Origin of the sequence: Cryobacterium sp. 10S3, assembly GCF_034344045.1 — a bacterium.
Classification (GTDB): Bacteria; Actinomycetota; Actinomycetes; order Actinomycetales; family Microbacteriaceae; genus Cryobacterium; species Cryobacterium glucosi.
In genome coordinates, this window is record NZ_CP133773.1 from 999,160 (window position 1) to 1,016,870 (window position 17,711).

Below are 17,711 nucleotides of genomic sequence, written 5' to 3' on the forward strand. Positions count from 1 at the left end.
GGCCGACCGTGCCTGAGGGCGACACCGTCTGGCTGACCGCGCACAACCTCGACACGGCGCTGCGCGGGGCCGTCCTGACCCGCTGCGACATCCGCGTGCCGGCCTATGCGACCGTCGATCTCACCGGCGACACCGTGCACGAGGTCACGAGTCGCGGCAAACACGTGCTGATCCGGGTGGGGGAGGCCAGCATCCATTCACACCTGAAGATGGAGGGCGCCTGGCACCTCTACCGGCACGGCTCGGCCTGGAAGCGGCCGGCCTTCCAGGCCAGGGCCGTGCTCGAGACGGCCGACTGGATCGCGGTCGGCTTCGAACTCGGGGTGCTCGAGGTGTTGCCCATCGGGGAGGAAGGCGCCAGGCTCGACTACCTCGGCCCCGACCTGCTCGGCGCCGACTGGGACCCCGCCGAGGCCGTGCGCCGCCTGGAGGACCGGCCCGAGCGTCCGATCGCGGTCGCACTCGCCGACCAGGCGAACCTCGCGGGTCTCGGCAACGAGTACGTGAACGAGCTCTGCTTCCTGCGGGGCGTGCTGCCCACCCGGCCGGTGGCCGACGTGACGGATGTCGCCGGTCTCGTCGACCTCGCGCACCGGCTGATCGTCGCGAACCGCGGCAGGACCGACCGGATCACCACGGGTTCCGCCCGCCGCGGCGAACAGTCCTGGGTCTACGGCCGTACCGGCCGGCCCTGCCGACGCTGCGGCACCCGCATCCGCCAGGGGACGCTCGGCCGCTCTGAGCTCGAGCAGCGGGTCACCTACTGGTGTCCCCGCTGCCAGACCTGACGTGCCGGCTCAGGTGTCGCATATCGACGTTCGCGGGTCGCGGGAACGTCGATATGCGACACCTCAGGGAAGGGTGATCGGGCTAGTTGACCGGGCCGGTGTACTTCTCGCCTGGGCCCGCCCCGATCGGGTCCGGGATCGCGGAGGCCTCGCGGAACGCGAGCTGCAGCGAACGCAGCCCGTCGCGCAGGCTCCGCGCGTGCATGTCGGCGATGTCGGGGGCGGCCGCCGTCACGAGCCCGGCGAGGGCGTTGATGAGCTTCCGGGCCTCGTCGAGGTCGATCTGCGTGTCGGGGTCGTCGGCGAGCCCGCACTTCACCGCAGCGGCGCTCATCAGGTGCACGCACGCCGTCGTGATGATCTCCACGGCGGCCACATCGGCGATATCGCGGGTTTCCTGGCTGGCATCCTGGCTTGTGCTACTGGTCACTGCATTCCTCTGTTAGACTCGTCCGGGCTCCGAGGTATTTATCTCGGTACGAAAGTGGATAATCTCCCACCCGCGCATACCGCTTCACAAAGGTTACCGGGTTGTTTGCACTCCGCCGTCGTGGCACTGGAAACAGTGGCGCGAAGGTAGACAGGGTGCCGTACGCAGTGTTTGAGCAATAACGCTCCACCATTTCGCACGCGATTTTCCTCTCTTCGTCGCCAGGCGGCATCCGTTGCCTGGCTGTAGTCACGATGCATGAGAGAAGGAGAGACGCATCAGCGATCCCCGTACAAATGACCGTATCCGCGTCCCTGAAGTCCGTCTTGTCGGCCCCGCCGGCGAGCAGATCGGGGTCGTGGCCATTGACGTCGCACTGCGCATGGCACAGGAGGCGGATCTGGACCTCGTCGAGGTTGCCCCTACCTCCAAGCCGCCGGTCGCAAAGATCATGGACTACGGCAAGTTCAAGTACGAGGCTGCGCAGAAGGCCAAGGAGGCCCGGCGCAACCAGGCGAACACCATTCTTAAGGAAGTTCGGTTCCGCCTCAAGATTGACACGCACGACTACGAGACCAAGCGCAAACGCGCCGAAGGCTTCCTCAAGGCCGGCGACAAGGTCAAGGCCATGATTCTTTTCCGTGGCCGTGAACAGTCCCGTCCCGACCAGGGCGTACGACTGCTCCAAAGATTTGCCGAGGATGTCGCGGAATTCGGTTCGGTCGAATCGAGCCCGACTATCGACGGTCGAAACATGGTCATGGTGATTGGCCCACTGAAGAACAAATCAGAGGCCAAGGCAGAGGCCAATGCACATAGAGCTGCTGATAAGGCAGCGAAACAGGAGGAAAAAAATGCCTAAGATGAAGACCCACTCCGGGACTAAGAAGCGCTTCAAGGTAACCGGCAGCGGCAAGATCATGAAGCAGCAGGCCGGTTTGCGCCACAACCTCGAGGTCAAGAGCACCCAGCGCAAGTCCCGCCTGAACCACGACCAGGTGTTGGCCAAGGCCGACGCCAAGGTCATCAAGAAGCTTCTCGGTCGCTAGACCCCGTACCCCTAAAGGAACAAGAAAATGGCAAGAGTAAAAAGAGCGGTCAATGCTCACAAGAGCCGCCGCGTCATCCTCGAGCGCGCCAAGGGTTACCGCGGCCAGCGCTCCCGTTTGGTCACGAAGGCCAAGGAGCAGCTCACTCACTCCTTCACATACAGCTACCGTGACCGTCGTGCACGCAAGGGTGACTTCCGTCGCCTGTGGATCCAGCGGATCAACGCTGCGTCCCGCCAGAACGGCCTGACCTACAACCGCCTCATCCAGGGCCTCGCCCTGGCCGGCATCGAGGTCGACCGTCGTATCCTCGCCGACCTCGCGGTCAACGAAGCGGCCACCTTCGCCGCCATCGTCGAGAGCGCCAAGGCAGCACTGCCCGCCGACACGTCCGCACCGAAGGTCAAGGCCTAGCCTTCACGCTTCAGCGCCGTTCAGTTCGCGAGCAGATCGTTCCACCAGCACTCCGCATCACCCAAAACGGGAGCGGGCCCCAGGGCCCACTCCCGTTTTTGCGTTCCCGCGCCCGGAACCGGGTCAGGCGGCGGGGGTCGAGAGGTCGTAGACCGTCGAGCCGCCGACCGTGGTCGCGGTGTATGTCGCGGCCACCCAGGTCGCGATGGCCGTCGCGGTGCTGTCGCCGCCGCCCATGCCGCCGCCCTGGCTTCCGGAGATGTAGTAGCCGACGTCACCGGCCGCGACGTACGCCTGGAACTCGGCGAGGGTCGGCGTCGGGTCACTGCTCCAGCCGCCGATCGCCATCACGGCGACGCCGGTGGACAGTTCGAGCGTCGCAGCGGACTGCGATCCGTCGACCGCCGCGGCCCAGCGAGCCGTCGAGGCCGTGAGCAGGGCGGTGAGCTCGGACGAGGTCGCGGAATCCGAACCCGCGCCGGAGGGAGCGGAGCCGGAGTCGCCGGCGTTCGCCGCGGCATCCGTGCCCGTGTCGCTCGTGCCGGAGCCGGTATCGGTGCCCGTCGTTCCGGTCGTGCCCGAGCCGTCCGGACCGCCGGTGCCTCCCGTCGGGGGAGTGCCGCCTGCGCCGTCCGGCGCCGTGCCGCCATCGGGCCTCGTGCCGCCGCCGTCGCCTGTGGGGGCACCGCCCATCGCGCCGCCCGCGCCGCCGCCCATTCCGCTCGAGGACGAGACAGAACCGACAGCGGGAATCGAGCCGTTGTGCGCGACCGAAGCCGTCGCGATCGCGTATGCCGCGCTCCCGCCGAGGCCGCCGAGCATGCCGACCAGAACCGCGACGGTCGTGAGGCGGCGCCAGCTCAATGCGGCACCGACGACGAAACCGGCCGCGCCGAGCAGGGTCACCGTGAGCAGCGTCCAGCGCAGCCACGGCAGCCAGTCCGCGTTCTCGGACAGGAGCACGAAGCCCCAGGCGCCGGCGGCCGCGATCATCGCGGCGAGGCCGAGCCGGCCGAACCAGTGCGAACGGCCGTGCCAGAGCACGACGCCGCCGGTTCCGACGAGGCCCGCGATCGCCGGGGCGAGGGCGACGGTGTAGTACGGGTGGATGGTGCCACTCATATAGCTGAAGACGAGTCCCGTCACGAGCAGCCAGCCGCCCCAGATCACGAGAGCAGCGCGGGCGCCGTCGGTACGGTGCCGCTTCCGGGTGGCCCAGTGACCGAGGACCAGGGCGAGCAGCGCCGTCGGCAGCAGCCACGAGATCTCGAGGCCCATCTCGCTGCTGAACAGGCGGCTGAGCCCGGTCGCGCCGCCGAAGCTCGAGCCGGCCGCGGCTGTCGTGCCGCCCCCCGCGTTTCCGCCGCCGCCTGCGGTCGCCCCGAAGATCCGACCGAGGCCGTTGTAGCCGAAGACGAGGTCGAGCACGGTGTTGTCCGTGGACCCGCCGATGTATGGGCGAGCGGATGCCGGCCACAGGGCGACCGCGAGCACCCACCACCCCGCCGACACGACGAGGGCGCCCGCGGCGACGCCGAGGTGTGCGAGGCGGCGCCAGACGGTCGTATTCGCCAGGAGCAGGTAGGCGAGGCCGAAGGCCGGCAGCACGAGGAGGCCCTGGAGCATCTTGGTCAGGAAGGCGAAGCCGAGGGCGACGCCGGCGAGGGCGAGCCAGCGCCAGCTCGCGGCGGGCAGCGCGCGGACCACGCAGTACGCGGCAGCCGTCATCAGCACCGTCAGGAGTGCATCGGGGTTGTCGAAGCGGAACATCAGCGCCGCGGCGGGCGTGAACGCGAGCACCGCGCCGGCCACGAGCCCGCCGACGGCGCCCAGCCGTTGGCCGAAGGCCACGAGGCTGCGCCGCACGGTCGCGAAGACGAGGGCGACGGCCGCGACGCCCATCAGCGCCTGCGGCACGAGCACACTCCAGCTCGAGAAACCGAAGATCCGCGCCGAGAGCCCCATCACCCAGAGCGATGCCGGCGGCTTGTCGACGGTGATGAAGTTCGAGGAGTCGAGAGATCCGAAGAACAGGGCGGTCCAGCTCCTGGACCCTGCCTGCACCGCGGCGGCGTAGAAGCTGTTCGCCCAGCCGCTCTCGCTCAGGTTCCAGAGGTAGAGCAGGCCGGTGACGATCAGGAGCGCCCAGAACGACGGCCGGATCCAGGCGGCGTCCGTGCGCTCTCCGAGAATGATCCGGGCGATCAGTCCGCGGCGCGCCGTCGACGGCGCTGCGGCGCCGGACGTGCTGGACCCTGTGGTCGCGCCGGATGTGCGCGGCACGGATACGGGTGGGCGGGTCACGTGACCCGGAACGATGTGGCCGGTCATGGCTCCTCCAAAGGTTGATCCTTTGAGCTTGCCGAGTGCGTCCATGGGCCAGCTATGCCGGCGCTATGAGATGGCTATGGCCGGCTGTCAGCGCGGCAACCGCGCCGCCACAGCCCCGGCAAGTAGGCTGGGAGCATGTTAGATAATCCCCGTTCTCCGCGCGTGCGGGCCGTTGCGAAGCTGTCGAACCGGGCCGCGCGCTCCGAGACCGGGCTGTTCCTTCTCGAGGGCCCGCAGGCCGTCGCCGAGGCCCTGAACTTCCGTCCGGAGCTCGTCGTCGAGCTGTACGCAACCCCGACGGCCCTCGAGCGCCACCCCGAGATCGCCGAAACCGCCGTCGATGCGGGCGTCGACGTCGAATTCGTCACCGAGCAGGTCCTCGAGACGATGGCGGACACCGTCACCCCGCAGGGCTTCGTCGCGGTCTGCCACCAGTTCCCCACCTCGGTCAAGGAGATCTTCGCCAAGGAACCGAAGCTCATCGCGATCCTCGAAGAGGTGCGCGACCCGGGCAACGCCGGCACGATCATCCGGGCAGCGGATGCCGCCGGCGCCGACGCCGTGATCTTCACCGGTCGCAGCGTCGACCTCTACAACCCCAAGGTCGTGCGCTCGTCCACGGGCTCGATCTTCCACCTGCCCGTCGCCGTCGGCGTCACCCTTGACGACGTCCGCGAGCGCGCCCGCTTCGCCGGCCTCCAGATCTTCGCCGCCGACATCAAGGGCACCGACCTGCTCGCCGCCCGCAATGAGGGACTCCTTCTCGCGCCGACGGCCTGGCTGTTCGGCAACGAGGCCCGCGGCCTGACCGATGAGGACCTGGCCCTCGTCGACCGCTCGATCACCGTGCCGATCTACGGCCACGCCGAATCGATGAACCTCGCGACCGCGGCATCCGTCTGCCTGTACGAAAGCGCCTTCGCGCAGCGCAGCTAGTCGCGGGAACCGGGCCCGCCGGCGTGCGGATTGGTTTGCGCTGCTAACAATTTCCCCTAGATTGGGGGATATGGAGCCTACAGATCCCACGCCGGCTACGTCGAACATCACGGTGCGTCGGGGCGAGCCCCTCGTGGTCGTTACCGATGTCAACAAGCACTTCGGCGAGCTGCACGTCCTCAAGAACATCAACGCCGTCGTCACCCGTGGCGAGGTCGTCGTCGTCATCGGCCCGAGCGGGTCGGGCAAGTCCACGCTCTGCCGGGCTATCAATCGCCTCGAGACGATCGACTCCGGCGTCATCACGATCGACGGTCAGGCCCTTCCCGAAGAGGGCAGGGGCCTGGCCCGGCTGCGGGCAGACGTCGGCATGGTCTTCCAGGCGTTCAACCTGTTCGCGCACATGACGGTGCTGCAGAACGTCACCCTCGGGCCGATCAAGGTGCGCGGGCTGTCCAAGGCCGACGCCGAGACCCGGGCGATGGCCCTCCTCGAGCGGGTCGGCGTCGCCGACCAGGCCCACAAGATGCCCGCCCAGCTCTCCGGCGGCCAGCAGCAGCGCGTCGCGATCGCCAGGGCCCTCGCCATGGAACCCAAGGTCATCCTCCTCGACGAGCCGACGAGCGCACTCGACCCCGAAATGATCAACGAGGTTCTCGAGGTCATGATCGATCTCGCCAACGACGGAATGACCATGATCGTGGTCACCCACGAGATGGGCTTCGCCCGCAGGGCCGCCAACCGGGTCATCTTCATGGCCGAGGGCGAGATCGTCGAGGAATCGACCCCGGACCGTTTCTTCACCAACCCGCAGACCACCCGCGCCAAAGACTTCCTTTCGAAGATCCTCGCGCACTGAGGATCCTCTTCCCGCAGTACTTGCCGGTCACACGACCGGCGATCCCCGCACACAGCACCCAGGAGGACACCATGCGACTCAATAAAGGTCTAGTGATTTCTGCCATTGCCCTCGCGAGCGTTCTCACGCTCAGCGCCTGCACCGACTCCGGTGCATCCCCCTCTGCGGCCCCCGTCGCCGCCACCCCGACGTTCGCGCCGGGCACGACAATGGCCAAGCTCGCCGAAGCAGGCAAGATCACCATCGGCACCAAGTTCGACCAGCCGTTGTTCGGACTCAAGGGCCCGAACGGCCCCGTCGGATTCGACGTCGAGATCGGCAAGCTCATCGCGGCCAAGCTCGGCATCGCAGCGGACAAGATCAACTGGGTCGAGACCGTGTCGGCCAACCGGGAACCGTTCATCACGAACGGCCAGGTCGACATCGTCATCGCGACCTACACGATCAACGACAAGCGCAAGGAGGTCGTCTCCTTCGCCGGCCCGTACTACGAAGCCGGACAGGACCTGCTCGTGCTCGCCGGGAACCCGAACAAGATCACCGGGCCAGAGGACCTCACTGGGAAGCCGGTCTGCACCGTGAGCGGCTCGACCTCGGAGAAGAACATCGCCGCGTACACGACCAACGTGATCGCGACGGACACTTACTCCAACTGCCTCGGCCCGCTGCGCAGCGGTGAAGTCGTCGCGGTCACGACCGACAACGTCATCCTCGCCGGTCTCGCCGACCAGAACTCCGGCGAATTCGAGGTCGTCGGCAAGCCATTCACCAAGGAGCCGTACGGCATCGGGCTGAAGAAGGACGACACCGAATTCCGCGCCTTCATCAACGACACCCTGGACGCCTCCTTCACCGACGGAACCTGGGCAGCGGCCTGGGAGGCCACCGCAGGCAAGGTCCTCGACACCCCCACCCCGCCGACCATCAACCGCTACTAGAACCCGCGCGACGCCGGGCGGATGCCTGATGCGGCATCCGCCCGGCCTCGCGTTCGAATGCACCCACCGACACCCACAGACACAGACATAGAAGAGGAGTTGAGGCATGGACGCAGTCATCGATAACCTGCCGGTCTTCCTCGAAGGCTTTCGAAACACCCTCGGCCTGCTCGTCATCTCCGGGGTGGGCGCACTCATTCTCGGCCTGATCGTTGCCGGCCTGCGCATCTCGCCCATCGGCTCGTTCCGCGGCTTCGCCACGGTCTACACCGAGATCATCCGCAACACACCCCTGACCCTGATCCTCTTCTTCTGCGCGTTCCTGCTGCCATACCTGCAGTTCTCGCCCGGCTACTTCACGCTCGCAGCGATCGGCCTCACCGTCTACACCTCGCCGTTCGTCGCCGAAGCCGTGCGCAGCGGTATCAACGGCGTGCACGTCGGCCAGGCCGAGGCCGCCCGCAGCATCGGGCTCGGCTTCGGCCAGTCGCTCGCCTTCGTGATCCTGCCGCAGGCGCTGCGGATGGTCGTGCCGCCCCTGATCAACGTGTTCATCGCCCTCGCGAAGAACACCTCCGTCGCCGGCGCCTTCTTCGTCTTCGAACTCTTCGGCGCCGCCCGCCAGGTCACCAACGACCGCGGCGACCAGGTCCTCGCAATCCTGCTCGCGGTGGCCGTCTTCTACCTGCTGATCACCGTGACCCTCGGCATCATCGCCGGCCGGGTCGAGAAGAGAGTGGCGGTGCTCCGATGACCTCGGTCCTCTACGATGCGCCAGGCCCCAAGGCCCGGCGGATGTCCCGCATCATCTCCTACGTCGGCGTCGCCGTGATCGCCGTCGGTGTCGTCGCCCTCGTGCTCGCCCTGGGAGCCCCGAAGGCGAGCGCCAACGGCGCCGTACAGCCCGGACTCTGGGACCTGAGCCGCTGGGACGTCTTCAACGACCTCGAGGTCTGGCGCTCGCTCGGCCGCGGCGCGCTCGCGACCCTCGAGATGGCCGGTGTCGCGGCCGTCCTCGCCCTCGTCCTCGGTGTGCTGTTCTCCTTCGGCCGCGCCTCCGACACGGCCTGGATCCGGGTGCCGACCACGGTCGTCCTCGAATTCTTCCGCGGCATGCCCGTGCTGCTGATGATGCTGTTCGTCCTGCTCGTCTTCTCAACCGGATCGTTCTGGGCCGGCGTCGCCGCCCTCGCCGTCTACAACGGCGCGATCATCGGCGAGGCCCTCCGGGCCGGTATCAAGGCGCTCCCACGCGGCCAGCGCGAAGCCGGTCTCGCGATCGGCCTGACCCCCATCGCGACGCGACTCCGGATCGAATTCCCGCAGGCTTTCCGGCAGATGCTGCCGATCATCATCGCCCAGCTCGTCGTGCTGCTCAAGGACACCTCGCTCGCCTTCGTGGTGGGATACTCCGAACTCCTGCGCAGCATGCGTGACCTGACCAACTTCTTCGGCAACCGATACTCCTTCTCCTTCTTCTTCGTCGTGCTCGTCATCTACCTCGCGATGAACCTGTCGCTGTCGTGGCTGGCCCGGCGGATCGCCCGGCGGAGCGGTTCGAAGCCCACGCACTAAACTTGGGACTTGTGTCTGAATCCACCGAAAACCCCGCACCGGCCGAAATCTCCGAAGCGGCCGTGACCGCGGCGGTCACCGCCGCCCTGGCCGCCATATCCGCCGCCGCCGACTCGTCCGCCCTCAAGGCGGCCCGGAGCGAACACGCCGGTGAGGCGTCTCCGCTCTCCCGCCTGAACGCACTGATGCGTTCGGTGTCGAAGGAACAGAAGGCGGCGGCCGGCAAGCTCGTCGGCCAGGCCAGGGCCCGGGTCAACCAGGCCCTCTCCGCCCGCGAGGCGGAGATCGGCGCGGCAGAGGCCGCCGCACAGCTCGCCGCTGAAACGGTGGATGTCACGGCAGCGGCGTCGACCTGGCACGCCGGGGCGCGGCATCCGCTCGCCCTGCTGCAGGAACGCGTCGCCGACGTCTTCGTCGCGATGGGCTGGGAGGTCGCGGAAGGCCCCGAGCTCGAAAGCGAGTGGTTCAACTTCGACGCGCTCAACTTCGACGAGGACCACCCGGCGCGCGCGATGCAGGACACCTTCTTCATCGACCCGCCCGAGGCACACCTCGTGCTGCGCACGCACACCTCGCCCGTGCAGATGCGCGCCCTGCTCTCCCGCGAGCTGCCGGTCTACGTCGTCGCGCCCGGCCGGGTGTACCGCACCGACGAGCTCGATGCGACCCACACTCCCGTGTTCCACCAGATCGAGGGCATCGCCGTCGACAAGGGGCTCACGATGGCGCACCTCCGCGGCACCCTCGACCACTTCGTGCAGGCCCTCTTCGGCCCGGAGGCGAAGGTGCGGCTGCGGCCGAACTACTTCCCGTTCACCGAACCGAGCGCCGAGCTCGACGTCTGGCACCCGACCTTCAAGGGCGGCGCGCGCTGGATCGAGTGGGGCGGCTGCGGCATGGTCAACGCAAACGTGCTCCGCTCCGCGGGGATCGACCCCGAGGTCTACTCGGGCTTCGCGTTCGGCGTCGGCGTCGAACGAGCACTGATGTTCCGCAACGATGTGAAGGATATGCACGACATGGTCGAAGGCGACGCACGGTTCAGCCAGCAGTACGGGATGACCGTCTGATGCGCGTTCCCCTGAGCTGGCTCGGCGAATTCGTCGACCTCGAACCCGGCACGACCCCCGAAGCCGTACACGCCGCCCTCGTGAGCGTCGGCCTCGAAGAAGAAGAGATCCACCGCTTCGAGCTGACCGGCCCGATCGTCGTCGGCGAGGTGCTCGAGTTCGTCGGAGAGCCGCAGACCAACGGCAAGATCATCAACTGGTGTCAGGTGCGCGTCGCGCCCGGCGACGAAACCGCGGCCGACGGCGGCCCCGCCGTGCACGGCATCGTCTGCGGCGCCCACAACTTCGTCGTCGGCGACAAGGTCGTCGTGACCCTGCCCGGCGCGGTGCTCCCCGGCCCGTTCCCGATCGCGCCCCGCAAGACCTACGGCCACGTCTCCGACGGCATGATCGCCTCGGCCCGCGAGCTCGGCCTCGGCGACGAGCATGATGGCATTCTGCTCCTGAAGAACCTCGGCCTCGACGACGCCCCGGTCGGCACCGACGCGATCGCCCTCCTCGGACTCGACGACACCGCCGTCGAGGTCAACGTGACCCCCGACCGCGGCTACGCGTTCTCGATCCGCGGCATCGCCCGCGAATACTCGCACGCGACAGGGGCCGCCTTCCGCGACCCCGCCCTCGCGACGGTGACCGCGGTTTCCACGATTGATTTCCCCGTCACGCTCGCCGACGCTTCCCCCATCCGCGGTCGCGTGGGCGCGAGCGTCTTCGTGACCCGCGCCGTGCGCGGCGTCGACCCGTCCCGGCCCACTCCGGCCTGGATGATCACCCGGCTCGCCCTCGCGGGCATGCGGTCCATCTCGCTCGTCGTCGACGTGACCAACTACGTCATGCTCGAACTCGGCCAGCCGCTGCACGGCTACGACCTCGACGCCCTCGCCGGCGGCATCCTGGTGCGCCGGGCGGAACCGGGGGAGAAGCTCACGACCCTCGACGGCGTCGTGCGCGCCCTGCACTCCGAGGACCTCCTGATCACCGACGAGTCCGGTGCCATCGGCCTCGCCGGCGTGATGGGCGGCCGCAGCACCGAGATCGGTGCATCCACCACGAACGTGCTCATCGAGGCCGCGAACTTCGACCCGGTGTCGATCGCCCGCAGCGCCCGCCGCCACAAGCTCCCGAGCGAGGCCTCCCGTCGCTTCGAACGCGGAGTGGACCCTCAGGTCGCCGCCGTGGCAGCTGCCCGCGTCGTGCAGCTGCTCGTCGACCTCGCCGGCGGAACCGCGGACGGCCTCGGCTCCGCGCTCGACTCCTCCGTGCCGCCCGTCGCGATCGAGCTCCCGCGCGACTTCATCTCCGGCTTGATAGGGCGCACCTACTCGGACGACGAGGAGCGCTCAGCCCTCGCCGAGATCGGCGGCCTGCTCGTCGAAACCCCGACCGGACTCTCGGTGACCCCGCCGACCTGGCGCCCCGACCTCACCGACAAGTGGACCCTCGCAGAGGAGGTCGCCCGCATCGTCGGCTACGACAGCATCCCCTCTGTGCTCCCGGTCGCCCCGCCCGGCCGCGGCCTGACCCTCGTGCAGCGCCTGCGCCGCACGGTCGCGCAGACCCTCGCGGCCACCGGCCACACCGAGGTGCTCGCCTACCCGTTCGTATCCGAGGCCGACAACCGCCTCTTCGCACCGCTCGCGACCACGACGGATGCCGCCGGTGCCGCCGCCGGCATCCCCGCCGTCGCCGAGGTCCCCCAGATCCGCGTAGCCAATCCGCTCGACGGCGAGGCGCCTTTCCTGCGCACCTCGATCCTCCCTGGCCTGCTGCGGATCGCGCACCGCAACCGTTCTCGCGGGATCACCGACCTGGCCGTCTTCGAACAGGGACTCGTCTTCCGGCCGGTGGCGGGCATCCGCTACGGCAGCCTCGTCGTACCGGCGGGTGCCACCCGCCCCAGCACGGCACTCGAGGCCGAGCTCAACGCGGGCATCCCGCCGCAGCCGTACTCCGTCGCCGTCGCTCTCACCGGGAACACCGTGCGGCACCAGCCCGGCCGGGCGCCGATCGCCGCAGGCTGGCAGGACGCCCTCGCCGCCGTGCAGCAGGTCGCGCTCGCGACCGGCGTGCCGATCCTGGTGCGCCAGGGAGTGCACCCGGCGATGCACCCCGGCCGCACCGCCGAGTTGTTCGTCGCCACCGCAGACGGGGAGCTGAGCGTCGGCTTCGCGGGCGAACTGCTGCCCGCCGTCGCGACCGGCTTCGACCTGCCCGCCGTGGTCGCCGTCGCCGAGATCACCCTCTCCGACGTCTTCGCCCAGGCCGGTTCCGAACTGCACGCCGCACCGATCAAGACGATGCCCGCAGCGACCCAGGACCTCTCGCTCGTCGTCAGCGCCACGGTGCCCGCAGCCGAGGTGCTCGCGGCAGTGGCTGAAGGGGCCGGCGCGCTGCTCGACCACATCGAGCTCGTCGACGACTACCGCGGCACCGGGATCGAGCCCGGCCGCAAGTCGCTGACGTTCGCGCTGCGATTCCGGGCCCCCGACCGCACCCTGACCGCCGCGGAAGCGAGCGACGCGAAGCTCGCCGGCGTGGCCGTCGCGGCCGCCCGCTTCGACGCGACCCTCCGCGAGTAAGACTCCGGGGTGCGCGCCACGTGCGCCGTTTCGCGCCAGGCACGCCTGGCGCGAAACGGCGGAAATGGCGCGCGATCGGGCGCGATTGGCGCGTCGCGGCGGAGGTGGCGCGCAACTTTCTTGCGTGCGCAGCTGACGTGCGCTCGGGTGGCCGGGTGCGGATGCCGGCGGGAACCGACCCGATGTCGCCCGGATTCCCGGGGGCGCGGGGCAGCGCGATAGGTTTGTCACATGGCTTTTTCGGTAGCAATTGCAGGCGCGAGCGGTTACGCGGGCGGAGAATTGCTGCGAATGCTCGCCGGACACCCTGAATTCGAGGTGCGCACGGTGACCGCGCACAGCAACGCGGGCCAGCGATTGATCGACGTGCAACCGCACCTTCGCGGCCTCGCGCACCTCACCCTCGTGGACACGAACGCCGTCAACCTCGCCGGGCACGACGTCGTCTTCCTCGCCCTGCCGCACGGGGCATCCGGTGCCCTGAGCGCGGAGCTGTCGCCCGACACGCTCGTGATCGACTGCGGCGCGGACCACCGGCTGGAGGATGCAGCGGACTGGGCGGCGTTCTACGGCGGCGACTACTTCGGCTCGTGGGCGTACGGCGTCCCCGAACTCCCGATCCCCGGTGGCGGCAAGCAGCGCTCCCGCCTGGTCGGAGCCCGCCGGATCGCCGCGCCCGGGTGCAACGCGAGCACGGTCGCACTGGCCCTCGCGCCCGGCATCCACGCCGGCGTGATCGAACCGGCCGACCTCGTCGCCGTGCTCGCCGTCGGACCCTCGGGTGCGGGCAAGAGCCTCAAAGTCCCGAACCTCGCCGCAGAGGTGCTCGGATCCGCCAACCCGTACGCGGTCGGCGGCACCCACCGGCACATTCCCGAAATCCAGCAGAGCCTGCGCTGGGCGGGCGCCGTGAATCCGACCATCTCCTTCACGCCCGTGATCGTGCCGATGTCCCGCGGCATCCTCGCGACGGCGACGGCGCGCCTCGTGCCCGGCACCTCCGCAGCCGCCGTGCGCGCAGCCTGGGAGAGCGCATACGCAGACGAACCGTTTGTGCACCTGCTCCCGGCCGGACACTTCCCCCGCACGAGCGACGTGCTCGGCGCCAACACCGCACTGATCGGCCTCGCCGTCGACGAGGCCGTCGGCCGCGTCGTCACGGTGACCGCCGTCGACAACCTCGCCAAGGGCACCGCCGGTGCCGCGATCCAATCCGCAAACCTGGCCTTCGGGCTGCCCGAGACCCTGGGCCTCAGCATGAATGGAGTCGCCCCGTGAGCGTCACAACCCCCGCCGGATTCGCGGCAGCCGGCGTCACAGCCGGCCTCAAGAAGTCCGGCGGACTCGACCTCGCCGTCGTGCAGAACCTCGGCCCGCTCTCCAGTGCCGCGACCGTGTTCACGAGCAATCGCTGCAAGGCGAACCCGGTGATCTGGAGCCAGCAGGTCATGCGCGGCGGCAGCGTCCGCGCGATCGTGCTCAACTCGGGCGGTGCGAACTGCTACACCGGCAGCATCGGCTTCCAGACCACCCATGCGACCGCGGAGGCCGTCGGTGACCGCCTCGGCGTGTCCGCCGGGGAGGTGCTCGTCTGCTCGACCGGCCTGATCGGCGAACAGCTCGACCTGGACAAGATCACCGCAGGCATCTGGGACGCCACCCTCGCCCTGCGCACGGACGACTCGACGTCCGCCGAAGCGGGCCTGTCCGCCGCCAGGGCCATCATGACGACCGACACCACTCCGAAGCAGTCCGCCGTGACCGCGCCGGCCGGCTGGTCGATCGGCGGGATGGCCAAGGGCGCAGGCATGCTCGCCCCCGGCCTCGCGACAATGCTCGTCGTGATCACGACCGACGCCGTCCTCGACTCCGCCCAGCTCGACAGGGCGCTCCGGGTCGCGACCCGGATCACCTTCGACCGCCTCGACTCCGACGGATGCATGTCGACCAACGACACCGTGAGCCTGCTCGGCTCTGGCGCGAGCGGCATCGCGCCGGACGAAGCCGAATTCGCCGCCGCGCTCACCGCGATCTGCCAGGACCTCACCCTGCAGCTGCAGGCCGACGCGGAGGGCAGCGCCCACGACGTCGCCATCACCGTGCGCAACGCCGAGACCGAAGCCGACGCCGTCACCGTGGCCCGCGCTGTCTCCCGCAGCAACCTGTTCAAGACCGCCATCTTCGGCAACGACCCGAACTGGGGCCGCGTGCTCGCCGCCGTCGGCACGACGGATGCCGCCTTCGACCCGTACAACATCGACGTCACGATCAACGGGGTGCAGGTCTGCACCGCGGGGGAGCCGGACCAGCCCCGCGAACTCGTCGACCTCACGCCACGCTCCGTCACGGTGCTGATCACGCTGCACGCGGGGGACGCGGAAGCGACGATCTGGACCAACGACCTCACGCACGCCTACGTCGAAGAGAACAGCGCGTACTCGAGTTGACCCGTCACACGCACGGCAAGGCCTCGCACCGGCATCCGCTCGCGGACACCGGCACAGGAACGCACGCGAGCGACGCAGAGGTCGACACGACCGAGGCCGAGTCGAACACCCGGGCCGAGGCCGCGGTCAAGGCCGAGACCCTGATCGAGTCGCTGCCCTGGCTCAAGCACTTCCACGACAAGATCATCGTCGTCAAGTTCGGCGGTAACGCCATGGTCAGCGAGGCGCTGCAGCGCAGCTTCGCCGAGGACATGGTCTACCTGCGTTATGCCGGCCTCCGCCCCGTCGTCGTGCACGGAGGCGGCCCGCAGATCTCGGCGATGCTCGACCGCCTCGGCATCCAGAGCGAATTCCGCGGCGGCTACCGCGTGACGACCCCCGAGGCGATGGACGTCGTGCGGATGGTGCTCACCGGCCAGATCAACCGCGAGCTCGTCAGCCACATCAACGAGCACGGCCCCCTCGCGGCCGGCCTCTCCGGCGAGGACGCCGGACTCTTCCAGGGCCGCCGCCGCGGCACGATGATCGACGGCGAGGAGGTCGACCTCGGCCTCGTCGGCGACGTGATCGGCGTCGACCCAGAGGCCGTGCACGCCCAGCTCGACGCGGGCCGCATCCCGGTGATCTCCTCGATCGCGCCAGACACGGATGTCCCGGGCCAGTCCCTGAACATCAACGCCGACGCCGCCGCCGCGTCCCTCGCCATCGCGCTCGGGGCCGAGAAGCTCGTCATCCTCACCGATGTCGCCGGGCTCTACAGCGACTGGCCGAACCGGGACTCCCTCGTCTCGATCATCGAAGTGCCCGAGCTCCGCGCCCTGCTGCCCGACCTGGAATCCGGGATGATCCCCAAGATGACCGCCTGCCTCGACGCCGTCGAGGGCGGCGTCGCCAAGGCGGCCATCATCGACGGGCGCGTGCCGCACTCGATCCTGCTCGAGGTCTTCACCGGGAGCGGGATCGGCACCGAAGTAGTACCCCGGGCGAACTGAAGCCCAACCGCACCACAGCACCGACACGACGGATTTGAGAATGACAGGCGAAACGATCACCGACTCACCGGCAACCTACGCGGGCACGACCGACGCGGCCACGCTCGCGGAACGCAGCGAGGGCTGGCGGGACCGATACACCGCGGCGATGATGCTCACCTTCGCGCCGCCGCGCGCGATGCTCGTCCGCGGCGCCGGCTGCTACGTCTGGGACGAGAACGGCACCGAATACCTCGACTTCCTCGCGGGCATCGCCGTCAACTCCCTCGGGCACGCCCACCCCGAGATGGTCGCCGCCGTGTCCGCCCAGGTCGGCACCCTCGCGCACATCTCCAACTACTTCGCGTCTCCCTCGCAGATCGAGCTCGCCGAACGGCTCAAGCGCATCACCGGGGCCGGCCCGGCCGGCCGCGTCTACTTCTGCAACTCGGGCGCCGAGGCCAACGAGGCGGCCTTCAAACTCGCCCGCCTCAATATCGGGAGTGAGCCCGGTCGGCCGCGCACCCGCATCCTCTCGTTGCACGAGTCCTTCCACGGCCGCACCATGGGCGCCCTCGCCCTGTCAGGCAAGCCCGCCATGCGGGCGCCGTTCCTGCCGGTGCCCGGCGGCGTCGAGCACATCCACGCGACCTTCGAGGCCCTCGAGGCCGCGATCGACGACACCGTCGCGGCCCTGTTCCTCGAGCCCGTGCAGGGGGAAGCCGGCGTCATCGACCTGCCGGACGGCTTCCTGCGCCGCGCCCGAGAGCTCTGCACCCGGCACGGGGTCCTGCTCATCCTCGACGAGGTGCAGACCGGTGCCGGACGCACCGGAGACTGGTTCGCGTACCAGCACGACGGCATCCTGCCCGATGCGATCTCGATCGCCAAGGGCATCGGCGGCGGGGTACCGATCGGCGCCCTCGTCACCTTCGGTGCGACGTCCGAGCTGTTCCAGCGCGGCCAGCACGGCTCGACCTTCGGCGGGAACCCGCTCGCGACCACGACCGCCAACACCGTGCTCGGCATCATCGAGCGGGACGGCCTCGTCGCCAACGCCGCCCGCCGCGGCGAGCAGCTCCGCGACCTGATCCTCGGCTTCGACTCCCCGCACATCCTCGAGGTGCGGGGCCGCGGCCTGCTGCTCGGAATCGGACTCGCCGAGCCCGTGGCCCTGAAGCTCGCCGACGCGGCCCTCGAGGCCGGCCTCATCATCAACGCCGCAAACGAGTCCACCATCCGGCTCGCGCCGCCCCTCATCGTCGGCGAGGCCGAGCTGGCCGAATTCGGGCGCCGATTCGGGCTCGCCCTGGCCAGCCTCTAG

Annotated in this window: 17 protein-coding genes; 15 read left to right on the forward strand and 2 right to left on the reverse strand. The window is 69.1% G+C overall.

What is annotated here, in order from left to right:
• Positions 1–8 precede the first annotated feature (8 nt).
• On the forward strand, positions 9–788 hold the full coding sequence (locus RHM57_RS04600; protein WP_322189602.1) for a DNA-formamidopyrimidine glycosylase family protein: 780 nt from the start codon (positions 9–11) through the stop codon (positions 786–788).
• Between the two features lie 82 nt (positions 789–870).
• On the opposite strand, the gene RHM57_RS04605 is transcribed toward RHM57_RS04600, so the two are convergent.
• Positions 871–1,218, reverse strand: coding sequence for a DUF1844 domain-containing protein (locus RHM57_RS04605; RefSeq protein WP_134446984.1), 348 nt, complete (start codon positions 1,216–1,218; stop codon positions 871–873).
• Between the two features lie 277 nt (positions 1,219–1,495).
• On the opposite strand from RHM57_RS04605, the gene infC reads away from it, so the two are divergent.
• From infC to rplT, 3 genes are read left to right on the forward strand one after another with little or no spacing between them, the layout of a single operon-like run.
• Positions 1,496–2,080, forward strand: a complete 585-nt coding sequence (gene infC, locus RHM57_RS04610) for a translation initiation factor IF-3 (RefSeq protein WP_134446986.1) — start codon at positions 1,496–1,498, stop codon at positions 2,078–2,080.
• Positions 2,073–2,267, forward strand: coding sequence for a 50S ribosomal protein L35 (gene rpmI / locus RHM57_RS04615; RefSeq protein WP_134446988.1), 195 nt, complete (start codon positions 2,073–2,075; stop codon positions 2,265–2,267). The genes infC and rpmI overlap by 8 nt, the downstream gene beginning before the upstream one ends.
• 27 nt (positions 2,268–2,294) lie before the next feature.
• Positions 2,295–2,681, forward strand: coding sequence for a 50S ribosomal protein L20 (gene rplT, locus RHM57_RS04620; protein WP_134446990.1), 387 nt, complete (start codon positions 2,295–2,297; stop codon positions 2,679–2,681).
• A 123-nt stretch (positions 2,682–2,804) separates the two neighbouring features.
• Here the strand turns inward: rplT and RHM57_RS04625 are convergent, their stop codons facing one another.
• Positions 2,805–5,012 (reverse strand): glycosyltransferase family 39 protein, encoded by a 2,208-nt coding sequence (locus tag RHM57_RS04625; protein WP_322189603.1) that lies wholly within the window; start codon positions 5,010–5,012, stop codon positions 2,805–2,807.
• Between the two features lie 135 nt (positions 5,013–5,147).
• Here RHM57_RS04625 and RHM57_RS04630 point away from each other — a divergent pair, with 135 nt between their 5' ends.
• The 11 genes from RHM57_RS04630 (at position 5,148) to RHM57_RS04680 (ending at position 17,711) form a co-directional block, all read left to right on the forward strand.
• Positions 5,148–5,948, forward strand: a complete 801-nt coding sequence (locus RHM57_RS04630; protein ID WP_134446993.1) for a TrmH family RNA methyltransferase — start codon at positions 5,148–5,150, stop codon at positions 5,946–5,948.
• A 70-nt stretch (positions 5,949–6,018) separates the two neighbouring features.
• Positions 6,019–6,807, forward strand: a complete 789-nt coding sequence (locus tag RHM57_RS04635) for an amino acid ABC transporter ATP-binding protein (RefSeq protein ID WP_134446995.1) — start codon at positions 6,019–6,021, stop codon at positions 6,805–6,807.
• A gap of 71 nt (positions 6,808–6,878) precedes the next feature.
• The gene (locus RHM57_RS04640; protein ID WP_134559719.1) at positions 6,879–7,745 is read left to right on the forward strand and encodes a glutamate ABC transporter substrate-binding protein; all 867 of its coding nucleotides are present in this window, start codon (positions 6,879–6,881) and stop codon (positions 7,743–7,745) included.
• 106 nt (positions 7,746–7,851) lie between these two features.
• Positions 7,852–8,499, forward strand: coding sequence for an amino acid ABC transporter permease (locus tag RHM57_RS04645; protein ID WP_134446999.1), 648 nt, complete (start codon positions 7,852–7,854; stop codon positions 8,497–8,499).
• Entirely contained in the window at positions 8,496–9,320 is an 825-nt protein-coding gene (locus RHM57_RS04650) for an amino acid ABC transporter permease (protein ID WP_134447001.1), read from the forward strand. The genes RHM57_RS04645 and RHM57_RS04650 overlap by 4 nt, the downstream gene beginning before the upstream one ends.
• A gap of 11 nt (positions 9,321–9,331) precedes the next feature.
• On the forward strand, positions 9,332–10,390 hold the full coding sequence (gene pheS / locus RHM57_RS04655; protein ID WP_134447003.1) for a phenylalanine--tRNA ligase subunit alpha: 1,059 nt from the start codon (positions 9,332–9,334) through the stop codon (positions 10,388–10,390).
• Positions 10,390–12,969: a phenylalanine--tRNA ligase subunit beta gene (pheT, locus tag RHM57_RS04660; RefSeq protein WP_134559717.1), complete on the forward strand. Its 2,580-nt coding sequence runs from the start codon at positions 10,390–10,392 to the stop codon at positions 12,967–12,969. The genes pheS and pheT overlap by 1 nt, the downstream gene beginning before the upstream one ends.
• Positions 12,970–13,200: 231 nt before the next feature.
• Entirely contained in the window at positions 13,201–14,247 is a 1,047-nt protein-coding gene (argC, locus tag RHM57_RS04665) for an N-acetyl-gamma-glutamyl-phosphate reductase (protein WP_322189604.1), read from the forward strand.
• Positions 14,244–15,416 (forward strand): bifunctional glutamate N-acetyltransferase/amino-acid acetyltransferase ArgJ, encoded by a 1,173-nt coding sequence (gene argJ / locus RHM57_RS04670; protein WP_134561846.1) that lies wholly within the window; start codon positions 14,244–14,246, stop codon positions 15,414–15,416. The genes argC and argJ overlap by 4 nt, the downstream gene beginning before the upstream one ends.
• Before the next feature lie 140 nt (positions 15,417–15,556).
• Positions 15,557–16,408, forward strand: a complete 852-nt coding sequence (gene argB / locus RHM57_RS04675) for an acetylglutamate kinase (protein ID WP_241984934.1) — start codon at positions 15,557–15,559, stop codon at positions 16,406–16,408.
• Between the two features lie 40 nt (positions 16,409–16,448).
• On the forward strand, positions 16,449–17,711 hold the full coding sequence (locus RHM57_RS04680) for an acetylornithine transaminase (RefSeq protein ID WP_134447013.1): 1,263 nt from the start codon (positions 16,449–16,451) through the stop codon (positions 17,709–17,711).